Source organism: Paenibacillus sp. FSL R5-0914, assembly GCF_038004525.1.
In the GTDB taxonomy this organism is placed as follows: domain Bacteria; phylum Bacillota; class Bacilli; order Paenibacillales; family Paenibacillaceae; genus Paenibacillus_AQ.
On the sequence record NZ_JBBORH010000002.1, the window covers coordinates 628369 to 649282 of the forward strand.

A 20914-nucleotide genomic window follows, 5' to 3' on the forward strand; every position below is an offset into this window, starting at 1 on the left:
TATGGCTTTGCCTTGGTTCATTTTCATTACAGTAGCTCTCCTGTTCCTTCTTGCCGTTATCTATGAACGGAATGGTCTGAAAGCGCTTAGTTATACTCGGTATTTTTCAACTAAGCTCGCTTATGAAGGGGATCAACTTGAGATGATCGAGGAGATCGTTAACGCGAAACTTCTGCCATTACCATGGCTTCGACTGGAATCTAGTATTGCCAGAGGCTTGGAATTTGGAAGTCAAGATAATCTCGGCATTAGCACGGGTGAAATCTACCAGAATCATATCAGCTTGTTCTTTCTTAAATCTTACCGTCATATTAAACGGCGTCATCAAGTAACTTGCGAACGGCGTGGGATATACCGTTTGGAGTCAGTCACCATGACCACTGGAGATCCCTTTGGATTGATCCGGAAAAATAAAACGTATCCTCTCCAATTAGAGTTATTAGTCTATCCTAATTTGTTGAATCTAGACGATCTTCCGCTACCGATACATAGCTGGCTAGGTGAACTTCCGGTGAAAAGATGGATCGTAGAAGATCCTTTCCTGACTGCAGGTATTCGCGAGTATAGCTCAGGAGATTCTATGGGACTTATAAACTGGAAGGCTACAGCGCGCACAGGGACTATGCAGGTACATAAGAAAGACTACACTGCGGATTCTAGGCTCGTCATTTGCTTGAATATAGAGGACAGTGATTCCATGTGGAGAGCGGTAACGGATGTGGAACGTATCGAGCAAGGGATAAGGTATGCAGCCACTATCGCCGAATACGCCATGCGCCATGGAATTGAGACGGGATTTATCTGTAACGGCAGATTGGATAACGGGGGCGAAAGAGATCCTGTTGAAGCAAAACCTATGGCTGAGCTGGAAGAATTGCTAGAGCTGTTAGCAAAGCTGGAGCTAGACAGAACGCTTCCTATGAGTCGATTGCTAGCCCTGCAGGCCGAGAGCGGAATAAGTGATACAGACTTTCTGATCATTAGCTGTCATAGAGGAGCAGAATTACAAGAGGCTGCTGACCTCCTATTGGTGTTGGGCAATGGTATAGAATGGCTGGATATTCCGGAACAGGGAGGAGAGAGCGCATGAAACTTCCGTTATCTGGTTACGTATGGAATACGGTCAAACTCTGGATATACTCTATCCTGGAACTATTATTAGTTTTACCTGTATGGATTCTGTTTCAGGTTTATGTACTGCCCAAGCAAGTTGAACCTATGTGGCTGACCGCCATACCACTAATATCATTAGTAGGTATTCTGCTACGAAAACAGTGTAGTGTTAGATGGAAGCAGCTGCTGGCTGCTCTAATCCTTGGGACGGTGGTTGGGGCTTTGTCAGCAGGAAGTCTGTCTATCGAGAGTCTGCCTTTAGGTGTCGCAGGTTTTATATGCGCTTTTCTCGGAATGACTACTGACTCTCGAGATCAGTCCAGTAAGAAGTATTGGATAGGTATTGTAATCTATTTTGTTGCGACCATTGTCTATGGGAGAATTCCCGATTTGGAGGAAAGTGTTACACTACTGACCTGGTGCGGTAGTTTGTGTCTATTGCTCACACTATTTATTTCTAATAGTAGCTATTTACAGTATAGTTCGCTTTCTCAAGAGGGCAAAGCTTTGCCAAAAGGATTACAAAGGAATAACCGTATTTATGTCATTGGAATAGGAATTGTTGCGGCCGTGTTAGCGGCAGGAGTCGGAAAAGCTATAGGGACACTGCTATGGAATATGGTACGCTCGTTCTTCGGATGGATTAGTAATTTATTCTCTGGGTCAAGTGAGCCGCTACCTCCGCCAGTAGAACAGCCCCAAGCGAGTCCGGAACTACCTTTTGTAGGAGATGAAAAGCCTGGTCTACTAGCTGCTATATTAGATGTTGCTTTATATGTTGCTGGAGCTGTGTTATTGGGCGTTGCAGCTTATTATGGACTTCGGTGGTTGTATAGAAATGCCGGTGGGAAATTAAAGAGAGCCATGGATGCCTTGCTAGCCATGCTGCGCAGGGAACATACTCCAAAGGACAATACAACTTATCTTGATGAGGAAAAAAGTGTATTTACATGGGAGCAAACGCTTCAAGATCTAAAGGATTTCTGGAGTACTCGCCTTACGCCAAGACATCGAAAAGACCGCTGGGAGCAGATGAATAGTGAAACGGAGCGTGTTCGCTGGTTATATCGGCGTTGGCTTCATTTGAAGCACGATCATGGTTATGAAGTTAAGAGTTATCTTACGCCGAAGGAAACAGAAGAAGATATTATTAAATGGACTGCTCATAACAAGACTAAACATAAAGGCGAAGAACGTACGGTTCATACGTCGAATTCATTGATTGAATTATATGAAAAAGTTAGATATGGAGAAGAAAATCCTTCTGCTAATGATGTGGCTGCATTGAAAGATGAATTGAAATTATAGAATAGAATATTCTTCAAATTCATGCAAATAGGAACAAATAGGTTACAAACGCTTCAAAAGTGTTACAACATGGATACAATTGGTTTTGTACTTACCACTATAATAATTCTAGCAAAATACTCGTGGAGGGAAGTAAATGAGAAAGCATAGCAGTACATATGTTGTTTTACTATTAAGTACCTTTGTCATCAGTCAACTGACTGGCCATACCGCTTCAGCGGCATCCGCTAATGCTGTTCGTACCAATCCAGCTGTAGCTGCGGCGACAGTAACACCCCCCAGCAATCTGGGTTCCGTTTCTTTAGGAGCAAATATCAAAGCTACATTAGAAGATGTCAATATTTGGTCACAACCTGGTGGAAATATTTTAACCTATACTCTGAATTATTCGAATGGGAGCAGTAAAAACGCAAACCTTATGTATTATTTTTCGAGAGTGACGACGCCAGGGGGTTCGGTTATTCCGGGTAACCCACTGAGCGCTGACGCGACTAAGAAGAAGATTGGTGCTAAAGAAAGCTTGCGGGTTACATATTACGTCAACATAGGCAAGACCAATTCGTTAAAAGGGATTAAGATTCCCATGTATGTATGGGATTCCAAAACCAAAGGTTATTTAAAGCATGCAGGAAGTTTTACTGTACCAGCTAATTATTCCCCAACTGCTGTAAATGGAAAAAATGTTAGCACCACAATGAATGACATTCCTGTCATCGCTAAAAGTGAGTCCTTGGAGCTCTATAAATATAATGGGAAAGTTTATGCCAAGGTGGGTATAAGCCTGACCAATAAGGGCAGTAAGGTACTCAGTGATCCGGGTTATGCGGCTTATTTACTCTCTGCAGGTGGCAGTTCGTATGAATTAGCACTTGATCGTTCTCAGATTAGTTACAAGATTCAGCCGCAGGAGAAGAAGACTATCTATTATTTTGCCGAGATTCCTCCTTATATGAAGACGGATAATATGAAGCTGCAATTTACGCAAAAAGATGAAGCACTGAAGCTTGAGATCGCTAAATCCTCGTACAAGCTACCGGCAGCTACAACCCCTAATTTGGTGGTAGGTAAAGGTGTGACCAAGAAAATCACCATTAATAATAATCCGATAGAAACTCAGTTAAACAACGCAAACGTATACGCTGAGAATAATAAAGGGATTTGGACCTTCCAGCTTCGAGTGAAAAATGTAGGGAAGACGTCCGTTACGTTGCCAACGTATGAGCTTGCCGTCAAATCTTCAACAGGGACAACCTTTCCGATCAATGCGAAGGGATTGAGCGGCTTAACCATAAAACCTTTGGAAGAAAAAATCATTCCACTTACCGCACAAATTCCGCTTGAGGTTGAGCAGAGTTCGCTGCAATTGCAAATGATAGAGGCTGTTTCAGCTCCAGCTAATACAGATACGGGCAGTACAGGTGAGGGAACGGGATCAGAAGGGAATAATGTCAGTACGGGTAATACAGCCAAGCTGACAGTACCGATTGCCTACTACACAATTTCCTACACACTTCGGCCAGAGGTTCAAAAGGGCGTGGAGTATAGTGCATCCAATGAATATGGTTCTTTCACTTATAACTTGCTGTCTTTACAGCGCTTTCCTTGGAAAGATGATGACATCGTTGTTGCTAGAATAAATATTAAGAATTCGCAATCGGTGGCATTAACACTTCCAGAATTAAAAGGATCTGTGCAAGTAGACAATGACGATGTGTCTTCCTCTACAGAACTGTTTATGGACAAGGAAACCTCGACGATTGCACCAGGAAAAAATGCGGAAATCTATGTATTTTCCAAAATCCCTTACACACAAGAGTTCGATAAATTAAAAGTGAACCTCTTTACAACAGTAAAAGAAGAGAAGAGCTCGTTCCTGTCGCTTAGCACGAACAGTACGATGAATGCTGTAGCGACTATTGAACGTGGGGGAAGTTATGCAATCACCGGTAAAGGCAAGAACGCTAGTGTCCAAGAGAACAAAACAATTATTTATGAAGGTCTCAATTCTAATATCGTATATACAGAGCTACTGCTTAGCAGTGAGGAAAAAAGACAAAGCAAAATGGCTCGCCTTCAGGGTTACTTTAAAACGGCAGATGGCCAGCTATTCGAAGCTACAGTGAATCAGCCAGATACTTCAGCTACACCTGGTGGTAAGCAATTAATAACGTACTGGGCAAAATTGCCTAAATCCGTTATTCCATCAGACGTAAGTATGTATCTAGGTCCAGGAATTACTGGGAATAAGCTGTCTGAACCTGGTCAGGAACCAACGGGATTCATTAACATTGCTTCATTGAGTCTAAATCCAGTTTCTACTCCACCGGAGAATAACTTGACGAAAGTTGCGCTATATCCATACACGATGTCTGTCCTAAGTTCGGAAGGGCGATCACTGAAAGGAAGTAACACTATAGACATCGTTATGAATTACAACCTGCTTCGTGACAGTACCTACGATATGGGAACCTTCACCCATAAACTAGTACTCAAAATGACAGATCCGTATGGCTTATCACAGGAACGAAGCTTGAACATCGGTACCGAACTTCTTGAAGGGAATAACAACTCGTATACTGCGACCTTTACGAATAATATGTACAAGAATTTGGAGGGTGGTTCGTACCGAATCACACTGTATGATGAGTTCCAAGGAGAACGGATCGAGCTGGCAAGCCAGGTATATAGCATAAAGATTGATAGAACAGTAACTGAGAAGTAGGAATTCATATCTATTAATGTACGAGAAGGAGCAGCTCCAATGTTGCGAGTGGAAAATGTAACGCATTCTTTTAAGAATGGTAATGAAACGACGGCAGTCCTTCATCAAATAGATTTTTCTGTGAAAAAGGGGGAGATGGTTGCATTACTGGGGAGCTCGGGTTCCGGTAAGTCAACCATGCTCAACCTGATGGCTGGTCTGATGAAGCCTACGGAAGGCCACATTTACATTGCTGACCAAGATATTGTGAAGATGAGCGAAAACAAGCTATCTGAATTTCGTAGGAAGCATATCGGGTTTATCTTTCAAGCTTATGAACTGATTACTAGCTTGACTGTCCGTGAAAATGTTGAGTTGCCGCTTGTGTTCCAATCCGTTTCACCATCAATACGTAAGCAAAAAGCTCTGGCCTTGCTGGAAGGGGTCGGCATTCCGGATAAAGCCGACCTGTTCCCTTCACAGTTGTCTGGCGGACAGCAGCAGCGGGTCAGTATTGCACGTTCCTTGATCACAGAACCGTCCGTTATTTTCGCAGATGAACCGACCGGAAATCTGGACTCGAAGACAGAAGAGGAAATTATCAATATCCTGCTTAACCTGAACAAGAAGATGAAGACCACCTTCATCGTTGTAACACACGAGCTCAAAGTAGCAGAACAAATGCAACGGATTTTCACGCTTCAGGACGGATATATGATTACTGAGAAACAAACTTCTTCGGATAAAGAACTCGAAGGGGGTAAACTCATTGAGGATTAGTGATATTTCACGTTTGGCTTGGGAGCAAGTCAAACGACGGAAAGTTGTCACAGGTCTTTGTATGGCAGGTATATCGATAGGCTGTGCTGCTATTATTGTTGCTTTAAGTATAGGAGATTCCGCGCAAAGCTATACGGAGCGGGAAATTAACCGTAATTTCAAAATGGATGAAATTACGGTGACTCCGAACAGCGGCATCCCTTCACAAGGGGGCGGAGAAGGAAAAGAAGCCTCTGCCTCTGATGCAAAGCTCGACCCCGGCAGGCTAACGGCCCAGAAGCTGAAAATTGTTCAAGGCCTGCGGCATGTTACCGCAGCAGCACCTTTTCAAGAGCTTGGCTACCTACAAATGACTACTATCGATAATAAAATTACGGACGTACAGTTAATCGGAACGGATCTTCGACTACTAACGAAATATGACCATAAATTTAAGCAGGGTGGTCCTTCTGATTCGGTTGGTATGGCAGTACTAAACTATGGAGCAACTGTAGGATTGATTGATGTCGAGACTCGGCAACGTCTTTTTGAACAACTGAGTACTGATCCTTATAATAATAAAATAATGGAACAGTACAACAGTTTAAGCATGCTTCCGTCGGATATGTTCAAACAACAGGTTCAATTACAATCATATGACCCTGCTTCTCAAACTGGACAGTCTCTAATCAGCTCACCCATTCAAATTGTTGGGATATTGGATAGTACTGGGAACCCTGATATGGCGATGTACGACAAGAAGATTTATGTTTCGCTAGAGACTGGGGAGCGTCTGGTTGAACAACTGAAACTAATGAATGGAACTGCTGGGCAGAAGGATGTCTACAACTCCGCCATTGTAAAAGTCGACAGTACGGACAACATTGTGCAAGTGGAGAAGCTTATCCAGAAACTTACACTAAATACAAGTACGAATTTGTATCAAAAAGAGGCGATGGCTTCTACATTCAGCATGTTCAAGAAAGCAGCGCTTGGTATTGGTATATTTATTCTAATTATTGCTTCGATCTCGATCATCGTTGCAATGACCATGTCCACCCATCAGCGTCGTCGGCAGATCGGTATTATGAAAGTGTTGGGCGCTAATATGGGGCAGATCCGAAATATGTTCATTACAGAAGCGGCATTGCTCGGGATGCTGGGGGGGCTACTCGGCATAGGCTTTTCGTACTTGATTGTGTTTGGCATAAATAAGCTCATTGGTACCACAGGAGGCATGGGAATGGGTGGTGAACCCTTGGTTATCACTATTCCTCTGATGACCCTTCCAATTGGCATTGCATTTGCAGTGATGACAGGAGTACTATCGGGAATTTATCCGGCGATAAGCGCGTCCAGAACAAATGCGCTCACGGCGATAAAACGGGATTAGCTATTTTTAAGTTGAAAGGAAGCAGAAGTGATGAAGAGGAGAATCAAGTGGATTGTATTGGTATTGATCATTATTGCAGCGGGTTATTTTGTATACAGCAAGATGTATAAAACTGAGGCACAGCTAGAACCTATTGAACCACCACAAGCGATAACTTTTGAAGTGACACAGGAAACCATCACGAACTCCATTCAGGTTAAGGGGAATTCACGATATGAGCAAGAAACACTTGTATATGCACCATATGCTTCTAAAGTAACAAAATGGAAGGTTGAGAACGGTGGGCAAGTAAAGAAGGGGGATTTGCTGTTTACCCTCGATCAGGAAGCCTTAAAGAATGAGATTGCTACATCGGAGGCGACCATCCGAAAGGCACAGCTAGAAGCGGAATTAAATGAATTTGTTAGTCAGCAGGACCAGGAGAATGCAGCTCTCGGAGCAACAGAAGCCGAACGTATAAAAGCCCTCGCAGCCCAAGAAACAGCTCGGTTAGGAGATGAGCTTAACCAAGTAAATGCTGAAATACAGGCTCGTGAATTAAAAGAAAAGAAGGCCAAGATTAAAACGGCCCTCTTCTATGCTCCGGCAACTGGTGTTTTTCTATTTGACAGTGCGAGTGAAATACCGCAAACAGTGACAGATAATCAATACATCGGCAAAATTGTAGATATGAACAAGCTTGAATTCATTGCTCTTGTAGGTGAACAAGATGTCTTCCGTATTAAGACGGGAATGAAGGTCGATGTTAAAATGACAGCTTTAAAAGATTCAAAGCTATCTGGAGAGGTAACTAAGGTATCCAAATTTGCTAAGTCGGCTTCAGGTCAAAATACTACTGCTACTTCGGTTCCACAATTTGAAGTGGTAATCTCATTGCAGTCTGATGAGCACTTGATTGGTGGACTTAGCTTGAGCGGAGAAATTGAAACGGTCCGTAAAGAAAATGCCATCGTTGTATCCAGCATCGCTGTAATGCATGAAGGAGATCTCTCCTACGTGATGCTGGATAAAGGTGATGGGCAGTATGAACGAAGAGATATCAAAGTGGGCATGGAGACGGCTGACAAAACAGAGGCCGTCTCAGGGTTAAAGGTTGGAGATGTTGTTGTGCTTCAATAGATTGAAATAGACCTAAGCCTATTTCTCAATCGTGAGTCGCCAAGATTTAATATCTTTATTTAGCTCGGTAAGGTCAGGAACCGGAACTGGCTCGTCGGATAGATTATATTTAGCTTTCAATGCTAAAATCCGATAGACGCTCTCATCAATCCGTGATTCCTGTATCTTACCTTTTTTTACATGGTCCAGAAGCGATTCTAATACCCGTTTCTCATTATCATAGCCGTGAGCGATAAGTAAGATATCACTGCCTGCATTTATAGTATCTAACGCTGCTGTGGTAAGGTCGTAATTCTTCATGATTGCACCCATAGTTAGGTCATCTGTGATTACGAGTCCTTGATATTTCATGTCTCCACGAAGCAGATCACCAATTATTTTACTGGATAAAGATGCTGGTTTATCAGCATCAAGCTTAGGAAACAAAATATGAGCGACCATAACGGCGTCGGTTCCCTCTTTAATCGCCGCTTGAAAAGGGAGCCATTCTAATTCAGCGAGCTCTGCAGCGGTCTTTTTCACAATCGGCAGCTCAAGGTGGGAGTCGACGGAAGTATCTCCGTGACCAGGGAAATGTTTGACGACAGGAACAACACCTTCGCTCTCAATTCCTTTCATTTCGGCAATCCCTAGCGTACTGACTAGTTCAGCGGAGTTACCGAAGGAACGATCTCCAATTACAGGATTATCTGGATTGCTATTGATATCAAGGACGGGAGCGAAGTTCATATTAAATCCTGCTGACAATACTTCTCTAGCGAGCAGCTTGCCCATCATTTCGGCAGCGTTAGCATCCTTACGGGTACCGACCTTTCCATTAGAGGGGAAGGAAGCATACTCCTTAGGCATCCGGCTGACTTTTCCGCCCTCCTGATCGATACTCATAAATAAAGGGGCAGGGTTGCCGCTGTTGCTCTCTTTCATGGAATTAACAAGGCTGACCATACTCTTCAGATCTTGAATATTGTTCTTATAAAGGATGATTCCACCGACTTTGTCTTCGGCAATCATCCTTTTTGCTTGATCATCCAGAACGGTTCCGTCGATGCCAACAAGGAGCATTTGTCCAATTTTCTCTTCTAGGCTCATACTGGAAACCTGAACAGCAATTGGATCACTCTCTGAGGAGGGAGCTGCTGTGGAACTGGTAACAGGTGAAGATGTGGATTCGGCAGTCGGCGGATTTGTAGCGGCAGCTTGGGAGCTGTTACTGCTATTGGAGCAGCTAGTTAACAGAAGCATAGATACCATAGCAGAAGCCATTAAAAAGCTAGCAGAGGATGTAGGTCTAAGGATGTTGCGTGTAAATCTGGTCATTAGAATAGTCGTCCCTTCGTTACTTATTTAGATGTCAGAAGGATGAATCCTTGCTGACTTAGATACACGGTGATAAGATGAACTTAAATCTTTACATATTAAAATTGAATTATGAGGTGACGGTCAAATGAAAGATGGATTAGTAAACGCACTTAATGAACAGATGAATTTCGAGTTTTATTCCGCTCATGTTTATCTAGCTATGGCAGCCTATTGTTCCGGGGAAAGTCTCGATGGATTCGCAAACTTTTTCTTAATTCAAGCAGAAGAAGAACGATTCCATGCCATGAAAATCTATAAGTTCCTTAATGATCGCGATAATCGGGCGACACTTGAAGCTCTACCAGAGCCAAAGAACGAATACTCTTCGATGCTGGATGCTTTTGAACATGCATTCGCGCATGAGCAACAAAACACGAAACGCTTCTATCATTTAGCTGACTTGGCGCTGGATGAGCGTGAACATGCAACGATCTATTTCTTGAAATGGTTTATTGACGAGCAAGTAGAAGAGGAAGCGCTCTTTAGCAACATCATTAGTAAACTGAAACGAATTGATAAAGATAGCAACGCCTTCTACATGCTGGATGCTGAATTTGCTGCACGTACTTTTACAGCTCCTGCTGAGTAAGTAAAGTTACTTAAGATCAGAAGCCTGAGAAATCAGGCTTTTTTTATTTAATTGATGAAGGCAGTTTAATAGCCAGCAGCTTATTATCCGTTCGGATGATCAGCATGCCTCCAGTTTTAAGAGAAGGGGCAAAGTTACGAGATCCTGTCTTCACGGTAAAAATAGGCTTCAACGTCAACATGTCATAAGCGTGAAATAGGCCATCTGATTGTCCGCTATAAACCACATTTCCAAAAAGATCCGTCTGAACTACAGGATTCTCACCATTATTGAGGACTACCGCCTGACCATTTCCAAGTTTGAGTGCGGATAACGTACCTGTATCATAATTGGAATATAACATTCTTTGCTGATGGACTTGGTTTAGAGGATAATCTTTCTCTTTTGCCATAGAAGTCCAGGTTTGAACTGGCTTACCTTCCGCTGAGTAATTCCAAAAATCATATTTCACAAGCTTTTTGCCCTGAAAAATATAGAAGTCATTTCCATCCAAGAATGCGGTCCCATTTACACCACCAAATGTGAATGCTCCATCTTTATTCTCGGTATCTGTCCATTTATATAAACGTTCTCCTTTAAGTTCACCCGTTTTAACGTTGAATACAGAAATTTTAACATTACGATTCACAGCGTCATCATCCATCATTAACGTATTGGTAATGGAGTAGAGGAGGCCGTCCTTTACTGCTAGTGGCCACCATTGACGGGTATGGTCCCATAGTTTTTTTCCTGTCAGACTGTCATAAGCAGCAAGTGCGCCAGTTGTTAATGCTCCCTGTGAGAGATAACTTCGAATAACAACCCCATCCGTTTCCATAAGTTCCGATAAGCCTGTAAAGTTATTGCTCTCCTCCGCAGCCTTCCATTTGATCTTCCCGCTGACCGCATCGACAGCGGCCAGTTGACTATCTTGTGTTACATAGATGGTGGAGCCTAACCGTTGTATACTGGTGGCTTTAGGTAGTGATAATGAAGCTGACCACGCTTTTTTACCTGCTTCATTAACGGCATACAGAGAGCCACTCTTAGTCAAACCATAGATAAATCCATTACTGTACGTGAACAACGGGGCTAATGCACTTCCGAATTCCCACATTTTTTTTCCTGTTGTAGCATTCAATGCGACTAGTTTTTCATTCTGCTGCAAGGCAAAGACTTTCCCATTCTCGGCAAGGGCTGTAACGTTCTGCCCAGTGATTCTATCTTCTTTTAAGATGGCAAGCGGTGATGACCATACAGGTACAAGAATAGGTGCTTTGACTTCATTGTAATAGGGATTGCTTGTACTTATAACTGCTTGTTCCGCGGAAATGTCGGATAACGATCCGTTGTAAGCTATTGGGGATGCAATGCATGTAACAGCTAAAACTTTAATCATTGTCTTGTGTAAAGACTGAATCATCGTTTCACGCTCCTCAAAAATAGTGATTACTATAATTAGACATTATAAATGGCAAAAAGTTACTACTTCTGTAGAACAAGCATAAACGCCTACGGCTTTTTTTAAGGACGGTAAGCGTTTAAGCGAGAAATATAATACTTAAAGTTGAACTAAGGCAAACTATGTTACGCTCCGCAAAACAGTTATGACCTAGCAACTCTATTTGACGGAGGGAACTATTACGCCTCTTAGCAACACTGTTTCTCTAGACCCACCCGAATCTCGGAGTGTAGTATAGAACAATACTATTCTTTGGGGGTTCTTTTTTTTGGAAAATTACAACGACATCAAACAAGGTGAAAAAGGAGCATGGCTAAGCATAGTTGCCTACATATTCCTGTCCGCCATCAAACTGTTTATTGGTACGGTCGCGGGATCTCAAGCGCTGCTTGCAGATGGCCTGAACAACAGTACTGATATTATCGCTTCTATCGCCATACTAATCGGTCTTAAGATCTCAAGGAGACCGCCGGATTCCAATCATAGCTACGGGCATTTCAGAGCAGAGACCGTGGCATCCTTAATTGCTTCATTTATTATGATCGTTGTAGGGCTTCAAGTGCTGTACCAGGGCGTGAACAAATTTATTCAACCCGAACTGGAAAGTCCAGATCTTATAGCAGCCTGGACGGCAGTTTTTTGTGCTGTGATAATGATGGGCGTATATATGTATAACATTAGACTGGCCCGCTCTATTAATAGTAACGCTATGCGAGCAGTAGCACTAGATAATCGATCAGATGCTTTAGTTAGCATAGGTGCTTTTGTCGGAATTGTGGCTTCTGGATTTGGAATTCCATGGCTTGATCCGCTTACAGCGATTATTGTCGGCCTGATTATCTGCAAGACGGCATGGGATATCTTTAGTAAAGCTACACATGACTTAACGGATGGTTTTGATGCGGAAGAGCTTGAACTCATGAAAGAAACCGTTGCTGAAATTGACGGTGTGCAATCCATTAAAGATATTAAAGCTCGCATCCACGGAAATAACGTACTAGTAGATACAACTGTATTAGTAGATTCCGAGCTTAGTGTGGTGCAGAGCCATGATATTACGGAAGAAATCGAAGAACAATTGAAAGATCGGCACCAAGTTTCAAATGTGCTTGTCCACATAGAACCTGTAATGAAGTAGAAACGGACAATGAATTGTGACTTTCCCTTGGATGGATATGGGATTTTCCTTGTGATGTTGTTAATAGATCTTTTGTGCGGAAAGGTGGAGAATTAGTTGTATTTATCGATATGTTAATTTCAGGAAATGGAATGGTGATTTCGTGATTGAATGGAAGGATTCTTATGATATCGGTGTTGAGAAAATAGACTGTCAGCACAGACAGTTGCTGGCGAAATTGAATGAATTTTTTGATGCTTGCAGTAAGCAGCAGGGGAAAGAGAAGATCGAAGAAACGCTCAAATTCTTGAAGGAATATACCATCGAGCATTTTAGCAATGAAGAGCAATTGATGGAAGAGATCGATTTTCCTGAATTGGCGGAACATCGTAAGACGCACGCTAATTTTGTGAAAGCCGTTCTTGAATTAGAAGAAACGATTAAAACCAAGGGAGTCTCCGTTCTCTCGACGATTAAGCTTAACCGTACGTTAACCGATTGGCTTCTGAATCACATTAATAAATGCGATAAGCTAATTGGCGAATGTATGGCCACGCGTGATAGAGCAGTATAACTGAATACCTCCAACGAAGATGCCGACGGCATTTTCTTTTTTTTTTGACGGGGAATGTGATAAAGAATTGTAGTACGTTATTTGATCCATTTTCCAAAGACAGCATCGTAATTTATACTGGGTTAACGGTTTGTGTTATGATTTGAGATAAGACGTATAGAGTTAGTATGGTAAAGGGGAGTGGAACGATGAAAACATTACGAATGTTAGCTTCAGGGTTTGCAATGCTGCTTATTCTGGGCCTTGTTAATTTTTACATTGGGTATCACGGTTGGCTGCTTGTCCATGAATGGTTCTCAGGTGCTTCCTCTGTTCTGTTCTGGACATTATTCCTGCTTGTTGCCTTTGCGTATGTCGTTGGAATGATACCGTGGCCTACAATAGTGAAGCCGTTAGCCAGATTCTTTAAGGTGATTGGGTCGTATTATCTAGCTTGCATGGAATTCGCTATTATCATGTTGCCATTAGCTGATCTGTTATATGTGCTGCTGGGCTGGATGGGTGTCGATCGAACGCACTACGTCTCAGAAGCGGGTGGTACATTGCTAATATTACTGGTTGTTTTTCTAGTCTGGGGTTCGATCAACGCTTGGAGTACAGTAGTTCGTACCCATCCTATTCCCATTGATAAATCTATCGGAACTAGTACGCCACTTACCATCGCGGTTGCATCCGATCTGCATTTAGGAAATATCGTCGGCAATCGGCATCTCAAAAAAATGGTTGCACAAATGAATGCTATGAAGCCTGATGTGATTTTGCTGGCTGGGGATGTACTTGACGATAGTATTGAGCCTTTTATTCGCAATAGTATGAGTGAACAGCTAAAGCAGCTAAAAGCACGCCATGGTGTCTACGCGGTACTGGGCAATCACGAATATTACGGTGGTTCGATCAAGGAATATACAGATTTAATGAGTAGCATAGGCATTAAAGTCCTACAGGATGAGGTTGAAGAAGTGGCGGGAACTTATATTATAGGTCGAAAAGATAAGACTGCCGAGACGATGGAAGCCGGAGGTAGATTAAGCGTAAACTCCTTATTGAATGGCCTCGATCTGACGCGTCCTGTGATCATGATGGATCATCAGCCTACCGGATTTGATGTCGCTGCCCAAGAAGGCGTAGATATTCTACTCTCAGGTCATACGCACCGTGGACAGATTGCTCCTAATCACTGGATCACCAAGCGGTTGTTCGAACTGGACTGGGGCTACCTTCGCAAGGATAAATTGCATGTCGTTGTTTCCTCTGGTTATGGGACCTGGGGACCTCCAATCCGTTTAGCCAGCCGTTCGGAGATTATTAAGCTTGAAGTGGTGTTAGAAGGGACTAAACAATACAGTGAAGAAGCCGTGTCTACAAAGACGGTGTTAATCTAAAAGAAATTTTTAATGATATGAGGCTGCCCGAATCCGTAGAATTTTTCTGCGAGCTGAGGCAGTTTCTTTTTTTTGACAATTAGTAGAGCTTGTAGTATGGTTTAAAATAGTTAAGCACTTAACTAAATTGGAGTTGAAAAATCTAAGATGGATCATTTACAACCGTTGGTATTGAATCAGCCGCTACATACTCAGGCATTTTTCACTTTAGTTGATACTACTGCAAGCTTAGTTTCTGTCTCTGATAAATATTGGCAGTCGAAAGGATTAAATGGCGCAAGAATTCGTATCCTAGTAGAAATATCTAAACAGGGCGGAACGATTTTACCTTCTACATTGGCTCACAATATTGGGGTTACCAAAGCTAATATTAGTCTGTTGCTGATACCCCTGGAGAAAGATGGTTGGATTACCCGCTCGAACCATACTCAGGATGGTAGAAAGAGCGTTATTTCAATTACGGGTGAAGGACAACGATTACTTTTGGAGCATCTTCCCGGAAATCGTCAAGCGGTCTCTGAACGTATGCAGGGTCTGGATAAACAAGAGCTTCGGCAACTCATCGTTTTATTAGAAAAGCTTAGCAATGGCTAGAAATAAATAATGTTGTGGTCTCGAAAACATGGAACAGAAAGGCTGGGGTGTTATGTCAATTATGGTTACTGGGGCTACTGGTCAATTAGGAAGTTTGATTATAGACAATCTTCTTCAGTTTGTGCCGGCAGGTGAGATTATCGCATGTGTTCGTGATCGGGAGAAAGCAAATGATCTTTTGGAAAAAGGGGTTGAGATTCGCTTTGGCGATTATGATCAGCCTGATACTCTAATTCAAGCTTTTACAGGTGTAGCAGAGCCATTATTCATCTCTAGTTCACATCCCGATGATAACGTCAGATTAACTCAACATTCTGAGGTTATTCATGCAGCATCAAAGGCAGGGGTGAAGCATTTGCTGTATACAAGCTTCGCATTTCCACCTAAAGGACAAATTCCAGCTAATCATGTTCACTTACTTACAGAGCAGATGATTCTTAAATCAGGTATTGACTATACATTTCTACGCAACGCTTTGTATATGGATTTTGTAGATGTACTAGGGCTGAAAGAGGCGATCCAAAGCGGTGAGTTAATCACCTATCCTGGGAACTGGCTATTTAATTCGGTGACACGAAAGGATCTCGCTTTAGCTACGGCGGTCGTGCTTACAACTACTGGTCATATTAATCAGATTTATGAATTAACCGCACCGCGCTCTTGGGACTTCAGCGAACTTGCGGAGGTATTATCCGAGCTGACAGGAAAAAGAATCGTTCATCGGCAGGATTCAAGCATTCAGCACTGGATTTATTCACTCCTTGGGAAGATAGATACAGCTTCTACTTCAAAAGATATGGAGAGACTAATGGGACGGCCTGTTACCTCTTTGAAGGAAAGTATAATCACTTTCCTTCAGGTTTAAATAATGACTCTAACTAATTCAACTATATAGTGGTTCGATCTAAGGTAAGTAAATAATTATATTTACTGGCATGTTTTAATTCATCTAATATAATCCCATAAACAGTATCGCGGTATACTCCAACAGGTAGACCAAACCATATTTTGCGATACTTTTCGACTGCAGCCAGTTCACCTTGGAGTGCTTTTTCTAAACCTTCTTCATAGGAACTGATCCGTTGATATTGCTCACTACTAATTCCAGTGATATCTTGACCCGTAATTTCTTTGAACATCCCGCGGAACATGGAGTTGTGACCCCTTTCGTCATCTCGTATTGAGGTGATGATGGAGGCTTGCTCGGAATTTGGGGCCAGTTTGATAAGTTCATCATAGAAAAGCTCATCATTTCGTTCACCTTGCACAGCTTCTTTGATTAAATTTAATGCTTGAGGAAGAGAGGTTGCCCAGATAGGTTTGAAATCAGATCTATTCTGAGATAAAGGAGTCCAATTCATAGTTCTTATTACCTCCTGATTCGTTCGTTATTATTAGAGTAGTATATGTACGAATGCCCAAAATGGTCTCTTTCGGTTCTTTAGTTGTTCTAACCCTTTAAAGTTGATACTATGGGTTCATCCGTTATTCAGGGAGTGTAAACGATGAAAAAGATTTTAGTAGCAGATGACGATAGTAATATTCGTACATTATTAAAGCATGTATTGACCAGAGAAGGTTACCAAGTAATGGAGGCAAGCGATGGCCGGGACGCGATACATAAACTGAAAGAAAGCATTGCAGATTTAGCCGTTGTGGATGTGATGATGCCACATGTGGATGGGTTAGAGCTATGCCAGCATATAAGAGAAACGTATGATATACCGATCATTTTGTTAACAGCCCGGCAACAGCTAAGTGATAAAGAACAAGGCTATTTGCGGGGGACAGATGATTATGTAACGAAACCTTTTGAGCCGGAAGAATTGTTGTTTCGGATCAAAGCTTTATTTCGGCGTTATTCCATCGCTTCGGATGATCGGATTCGTTTAAATTCACTAGTTATTGATCGTAAAAATTATGAGATCACTGATGGTGATGAAGTACTACTGTTACCGGTAAAGGAATTTGAACTGCTCGCACAACTGGCACAATATCCAGGAAGACTGTATTCACGCAGTGAGCTGATTGAACTAGTGTGGGGAATGGATTATGAAGGTGATGAACGCACGGTGGATGTACATATCAAGCGATTGCGTCAACGGTTTTTGGATTATCAGAATGACTTTGTGATTCGGACGGTACGGGGAATTGGATATAAATTGGAGATGGTGAGCTCGTGAAGTCTTTGTATGTGAGAATGTGCATTCTCTTTTGCTCGGCCATTGTGGTGAGCAGCCTTCTTGGCTTCTTGGTGTCTAATATTTATTACCAAGCTCAGATTAAATCGCAGAACGATGCGAAGCTTACGGGGATGGCCATTGAAATCCAGCAGTTTGCAGAATCTCACCCGGAATCTATGGAGGATTACCTGCGAAGTGTAGCTGTACTGGGATATAAGATTTATTTAACCGATACAGAAGGTCAATCCCGGTTTTACGGCAAGCCATTTCGGAAAGAGGATTTAGAACCGCAACAATTAGAGAAGGTCCTGAATGGACAAGTGTATCACGGTGTTGCTGAGTTTCCTGACAGCGCATTTATTACAGGTTTTTTTGATAATCAATTACGCAATACGATAGGCGTACCTATTGAAGTCAATAATGAGACTTTTGCGTTATTCATGCGGCCGGATGCAGAGGTTCAGTTCGGTGAACTGCGCGTGTTTTTTGCTGTCATCATCGGTTTTACCGTGTTATTCAGTCTAGGATTCGTCATGATCAGCGTACTGCATGTGGTCAGACCCATTACACGTTTGACAACGGCAACTAAACGGATTTCAAAAGGTAGATATGATATTAAATTAAATACTTGGCGCCGGGATGAGATTGGCCAGTTAGCCTCACACTTTATGATTATGAGTCGTGAGCTGGAACGGACCAATCGTGCGCGTCAAGAGTTTGTTGCGAATGTGTCTCATGAAATCGAATCGCCATTAACTTCTATTCAAGGATTTGCCCAAACCCTTAAAGATCCTACATTACCAGAGGATGAACGGATAGAGTACCTCAATATTATTGATCAAGAAAGCCATCGTCTATCGATGCTTAGTAAACAGCTGCTAACGTTATCTTCCCTCGATTATGATCCGAATTCCTTGCAGAAGAAACCTATAGATTTGCGTGCACAGCTTCGGCAGGTTGTACAAATCATGGAGTGGAGATTAACAGAGAAGCAATTAGCGGTTCGTTTAAGTCTTGCGGACATTAGCGTACATGGCGATTCCAATCTATTGTATCAGGTGTGGATGAACCTCATTACTAATGCTATCAAATATACACCCGCTGAGGGATCTATTATGATTTCCGCAAAGCTTGACGAAGGGAACTGTGTAGTAACCTTTTCGGATACTGGGGAGGGTATTCATGCTGAGGAATTACCACTCATCTTTGACCGTTTTTATAAAGTCGACCGGGCACGTACACGAGAAACGCATAGTAGCGGTCTTGGGCTGGCGATTACGCAAAAAATTGTAGAGACACATAACGGAACCATAGAAGTATCCAGTACAGTTGGCAAAGGCACGACCTTTACTGTAACTCTTCCGCTTTTGTAACTCGTTATTCATACTCCGTTCATTTTCATCTTCTAAACTGTGACTATACAGATTAGAAGGAGTGGTAATATGTTTCTAGCCTTAAGAGAAATGCGACATTCTAAAGCCAGATACCTGTTAATAATGGTAATCATGTTATTGGTTTCCTTTCTTGTACTTTTCGTAACGGGACTGGCCAGAGGATTAGCGTATGCTAATATCTCAGCAATAGAGAATATGCCGGCAAACTATTACGTGGTGCAGAAGGATGCGGATCAGACGTTTAGACGTTCTCAGTTAACGGATACGGAGCTTAATAGTGTTCGAGCAGTAGTAGGAGATAATAATGCCTCTTCACTCGCTCTACAGATGAGTACAGTGACTACGAACGATGTGGATACTAAAGCAGACGTAACTTTTTTCGCAGTTGATATGAACGGTTTACTGGCTCCAAAAGTGATTGAAGGTGACAAGATTACGAATGATACGCAGGGAAGTGTCATCGTTGATCGTGGCTTGGAACAGTCGGGCATTAAGATTGGTAGCACGATCCAAGATCAGGCAACTGGGAAGGAATTTAAAGTTACAGGATATGTTGAGAATAGCTCATACAGCCATACCCCAGTAGTCTATATTAACAATAAAGATTGGCAGGAAATGAGACAAGGCGTTAATCAAGGTAGTGAGGCTACATCCGGAGCACCTTTTAATGTAATTGCGCTTAATGCAAACGCAGGGCAAGTGGATAAGATCTCTGCTAGTACGAAAAATGTGGAAGTTATTACGCAAAAAGAAGCGATCTCTAATATTCCGGGTTATTCATCAGAACAAGGTTCACTGCTTATGATGATTGCCTTCCTGTTCGTAATCGCTGGTTTTGTTCTGGCTGTATTCTTCTATGTCATTACAATTCAGAAAACAAGCCAGTTTGGCATTCTGAAAGCCATGGGTACAAAAATGTCTTACTTGGCTTGGAGCGTTGTAGGGCAGGTCATGATATTGGCTATTGCAAGTCTAAGTATTAGCTTGCTGCTAACCTTTGGAATGAATCAGGTACTACCAGACACTATGCCGTTCCAACTGGAACCTTCTACGATTCTTTTAACCAGCGGCTTGTTCGTGGGGATGTCTCTTTTAGGATCACTTATTTCTGTCGCTAAAGTGGCAAAAGTAGATGCATTAGAAGCAATTGGGAGGGCTGGAGCATGAGTGCGAAATTATTGATGAAGCAAGTAACCAAGACCTACGGAGACGGCGATACAACGGTATCTGTTCTGAATAATTTGAATCTTATAGTCAATGAAGGGGAATTCGTTGCTGTCCTTGGACCTTCTGGAACAGGGAAGAGTACATTCCTATCAGCAGCGGGTGCGCTTCTTACGCCAACCAGTGGTGAAATATTCATAGACGGAGAATCTCTTACAGATAAAAGTAAAAGTGAGCTGACTGAGCTGCGATTAGAGAAGATAGGCTTTATGTTCCAAAGCGCACAGCTATTGCCTTACTTGAAGGTAGAAGAGCAGCTTCTCTTTGTAGCTAAACAGGGGAAGATGAGTTCTAAAGAAGCTAAGGAACGGGCAGCTGATTTGATGAAGCGTCTGGATATCTGGAAACGTCGAAACCATTATCCTGAGCAACTATCAGGCGGGGAGAAGCAACGTGTAGCTATCGCAAGAGCTTGGATGAATAAACCTGCAATCTTGTTTGCAGATGAACCAACAGCAAGCTTAGATTTCAAACGAGGCAGAGAAGTTGTGCAAATGATTGCTGACGAAGTAAAGAATGAGGGTAAAGCTGCTGTAATGGTCACTCATGATGAACGGATGCTCGAATGGTGTGATCGAGTGCTACATCTGGAAGATGGTCATTTGGTTGAACATGAGTTAAGCAAAATTTAGTAAAAAAACGATTCATGCTATTTATGGCATGA

At 42.4% G+C, this 20914-nt stretch carries 20 protein-coding genes; 17 read left to right on the forward strand and 3 right to left on the reverse strand.

What is annotated here, in order from left to right:
- The first annotated feature begins 1 nt into the window (after position 1).
- The 6 genes from MKX60_RS19055 to MKX60_RS19080 all read left to right on the forward strand — a co-directional run bounded on the left by MKX60_RS19055 (position 2) and on the right by MKX60_RS19080 (position 8393).
- The gene (locus MKX60_RS19055; RefSeq protein ID WP_341060670.1) at positions 2-1090 is read left to right on the forward strand and encodes a DUF58 domain-containing protein; all 1089 of its coding nucleotides are present in this window, start codon (positions 2-4) and stop codon (positions 1088-1090) included.
- Complete coding sequence (locus MKX60_RS19060; protein ID WP_341060671.1) at positions 1087-2421, forward strand: hypothetical protein; 1335 nt, start codon at positions 1087-1089, stop codon at positions 2419-2421. Before MKX60_RS19055 ends, MKX60_RS19060 begins: the two co-directional genes overlap by 4 nt.
- Before the next feature lie 136 nt (positions 2422-2557).
- Entirely contained in the window at positions 2558-5143 is a 2586-nt protein-coding gene (locus tag MKX60_RS19065; RefSeq protein ID WP_341060672.1) for a hypothetical protein, read from the forward strand.
- A 39-nt stretch (positions 5144-5182) separates the two neighbouring features.
- The gene (locus MKX60_RS19070) at positions 5183-5902 is read left to right on the forward strand and encodes an ABC transporter ATP-binding protein (RefSeq protein WP_341060673.1); all 720 of its coding nucleotides are present in this window, start codon (positions 5183-5185) and stop codon (positions 5900-5902) included.
- Positions 5892-7274, forward strand: coding sequence for an ABC transporter permease (locus MKX60_RS19075; protein WP_341060674.1), 1383 nt, complete (start codon positions 5892-5894; stop codon positions 7272-7274). Before MKX60_RS19070 ends, MKX60_RS19075 begins: the two co-directional genes overlap by 11 nt.
- Before the next feature lie 30 nt (positions 7275-7304).
- Entirely contained in the window at positions 7305-8393 is a 1089-nt protein-coding gene (locus MKX60_RS19080) for an efflux RND transporter periplasmic adaptor subunit (RefSeq protein WP_341060675.1), read from the forward strand.
- A gap of 18 nt (positions 8394-8411) precedes the next feature.
- Here MKX60_RS19080 and nagZ read toward each other — a convergent pair whose 3' ends face one another.
- On the reverse strand, positions 8412-9482 hold the full coding sequence (gene nagZ / locus MKX60_RS19085; RefSeq protein WP_341060676.1) for a beta-N-acetylhexosaminidase: 1071 nt from the start codon (positions 9480-9482) through the stop codon (positions 8412-8414).
- A gap of 49 nt (positions 9483-9531) precedes the next feature.
- Here nagZ and MKX60_RS19090 point away from each other — a divergent pair, with 49 nt between their 5' ends.
- Both MKX60_RS19090 and MKX60_RS19095 read left to right on the forward strand, forming a co-directional pair.
- Positions 9532-9741: a hypothetical protein gene (locus MKX60_RS19090; RefSeq protein ID WP_231573442.1), complete on the forward strand. Its 210-nt coding sequence runs from the start codon at positions 9532-9534 to the stop codon at positions 9739-9741.
- Positions 9742-9837: 96 nt separating this feature from the next.
- Entirely contained in the window at positions 9838-10341 is a 504-nt protein-coding gene (locus MKX60_RS19095) for a ferritin (protein WP_042127399.1), read from the forward strand.
- Positions 10342-10384: 43 nt separating this feature from the next.
- Here the strand turns inward: MKX60_RS19095 and MKX60_RS19100 are convergent, their stop codons facing one another.
- Positions 10385-11743, reverse strand: a complete 1359-nt coding sequence (locus tag MKX60_RS19100) for an outer membrane protein assembly factor BamB family protein (protein ID WP_341060677.1) — start codon at positions 11741-11743, stop codon at positions 10385-10387.
- A 307-nt stretch (positions 11744-12050) separates the two neighbouring features.
- Here MKX60_RS19100 and MKX60_RS19105 point away from each other — a divergent pair, with 307 nt between their 5' ends.
- From MKX60_RS19105 to MKX60_RS19125, 5 genes are all read left to right on the forward strand, one after another.
- Complete coding sequence (locus tag MKX60_RS19105; protein WP_042187882.1) at positions 12051-12920, forward strand: cation diffusion facilitator family transporter; 870 nt, start codon at positions 12051-12053, stop codon at positions 12918-12920.
- Between the two features lie 142 nt (positions 12921-13062).
- Entirely contained in the window at positions 13063-13473 is a 411-nt protein-coding gene (locus MKX60_RS19110; RefSeq protein WP_081382799.1) for a bacteriohemerythrin, read from the forward strand.
- Between the two features lie 188 nt (positions 13474-13661).
- Positions 13662-14855 (forward strand): metallophosphoesterase, encoded by a 1194-nt coding sequence (locus MKX60_RS19115; protein WP_341060678.1) that lies wholly within the window; start codon positions 13662-13664, stop codon positions 14853-14855.
- Between the two features lie 147 nt (positions 14856-15002).
- A complete protein-coding gene (locus MKX60_RS19120; protein ID WP_076286354.1) occupies positions 15003-15449 on the forward strand; it encodes a MarR family winged helix-turn-helix transcriptional regulator in 447 nt (148 codons plus the stop codon).
- 52 nt (positions 15450-15501) lie between these two features.
- Positions 15502-16314 carry an SDR family oxidoreductase gene (locus tag MKX60_RS19125; protein ID WP_341060679.1) on the forward strand — a complete coding sequence of 271 codons (813 nt, stop codon included), beginning with the start codon at positions 15502-15504 and terminating at the stop codon, positions 16312-16314.
- 22 nt (positions 16315-16336) lie between these two features.
- On the opposite strand, the gene MKX60_RS19130 is transcribed toward MKX60_RS19125, so the two are convergent.
- Positions 16337-16810, reverse strand: a complete 474-nt coding sequence (locus MKX60_RS19130) for a ferritin family protein (RefSeq protein WP_076286353.1) — start codon at positions 16808-16810, stop codon at positions 16337-16339.
- 144 nt (positions 16811-16954) lie between these two features.
- Here MKX60_RS19130 and MKX60_RS19135 point away from each other — a divergent pair, with 144 nt between their 5' ends.
- The 4 genes from MKX60_RS19135 (at position 16955) to MKX60_RS19150 (ending at position 20882) form a co-directional block, all read left to right on the forward strand.
- Positions 16955-17632: a response regulator transcription factor gene (locus MKX60_RS19135; protein WP_042187886.1), complete on the forward strand. Its 678-nt coding sequence runs from the start codon at positions 16955-16957 to the stop codon at positions 17630-17632.
- Positions 17629-19005: a sensor histidine kinase gene (locus MKX60_RS19140; protein WP_076286352.1), complete on the forward strand. Its 1377-nt coding sequence runs from the start codon at positions 17629-17631 to the stop codon at positions 19003-19005. The genes MKX60_RS19135 and MKX60_RS19140 overlap by 4 nt, the downstream gene beginning before the upstream one ends.
- A 69-nt stretch (positions 19006-19074) precedes the next feature.
- On the forward strand, positions 19075-20193 hold the full coding sequence (locus MKX60_RS19145) for an ABC transporter permease (protein ID WP_076298941.1): 1119 nt from the start codon (positions 19075-19077) through the stop codon (positions 20191-20193).
- Positions 20190-20882, forward strand: a complete 693-nt coding sequence (locus MKX60_RS19150; protein ID WP_042187892.1) for an ABC transporter ATP-binding protein — start codon at positions 20190-20192, stop codon at positions 20880-20882. The genes MKX60_RS19145 and MKX60_RS19150 overlap by 4 nt, the downstream gene beginning before the upstream one ends.
- Positions 20883-20914 lie beyond the last annotated feature (32 nt).

Bases quoted from the DNA above. Each gene is read 5' to 3' on its own strand.
- MKX60_RS19135 (WP_042187886.1), top strand. From the start codon at position 16,955: ATGAAAAAGATTTTAGTAGCAGATGACGATAGTAATATTCGTACATTA.
- MKX60_RS19150 (WP_042187892.1), top strand. From the start codon at position 20,190: ATGAGTGCGAAATTATTGATGAAGCAAGTAACCAAGACCTACGGAGAC.
- MKX60_RS19080 (WP_341060675.1), top strand. From the start codon at position 7,305: ATGAAGAGGAGAATCAAGTGGATTGTATTGGTATTGATCATTATTGCA.
- MKX60_RS19145 (WP_076298941.1), top strand. From the start codon at position 19,075: ATGTTTCTAGCCTTAAGAGAAATGCGACATTCTAAAGCCAGATACCTG.
- MKX60_RS19130 (WP_076286353.1), bottom strand. From the start codon at position 16,810: ATGAATTGGACTCCTTTATCTCAGAATAGATCTGATTTCAAACCTATC.
- MKX60_RS19055 (WP_341060670.1), top strand. From the start codon at position 2: ATGGCTTTGCCTTGGTTCATTTTCATTACAGTAGCTCTCCTGTTCCTT.
- MKX60_RS19060 (WP_341060671.1), top strand. From the start codon at position 1,087: ATGAAACTTCCGTTATCTGGTTACGTATGGAATACGGTCAAACTCTGG.
- nagZ (WP_341060676.1), bottom strand. From the start codon at position 9,482: ATGAGCCTAGAAGAGAAAATTGGACAAATGCTCCTTGTTGGCATCGAC.
- MKX60_RS19120 (WP_076286354.1), top strand. From the start codon at position 15,003: ATGGATCATTTACAACCGTTGGTATTGAATCAGCCGCTACATACTCAG.
- MKX60_RS19100 (WP_341060677.1), bottom strand. From the start codon at position 11,743: ATGATTCAGTCTTTACACAAGACAATGATTAAAGTTTTAGCTGTTACA.
- MKX60_RS19065 (WP_341060672.1), top strand. From the start codon at position 2,558: ATGAGAAAGCATAGCAGTACATATGTTGTTTTACTATTAAGTACCTTT.
- MKX60_RS19125 (WP_341060679.1), top strand. From the start codon at position 15,502: ATGTCAATTATGGTTACTGGGGCTACTGGTCAATTAGGAAGTTTGATT.
- MKX60_RS19095 (WP_042127399.1), top strand. From the start codon at position 9,838: ATGAAAGATGGATTAGTAAACGCACTTAATGAACAGATGAATTTCGAG.
- MKX60_RS19070 (WP_341060673.1), top strand. From the start codon at position 5,183: ATGTTGCGAGTGGAAAATGTAACGCATTCTTTTAAGAATGGTAATGAA.
- MKX60_RS19115 (WP_341060678.1), top strand. From the start codon at position 13,662: ATGAAAACATTACGAATGTTAGCTTCAGGGTTTGCAATGCTGCTTATT.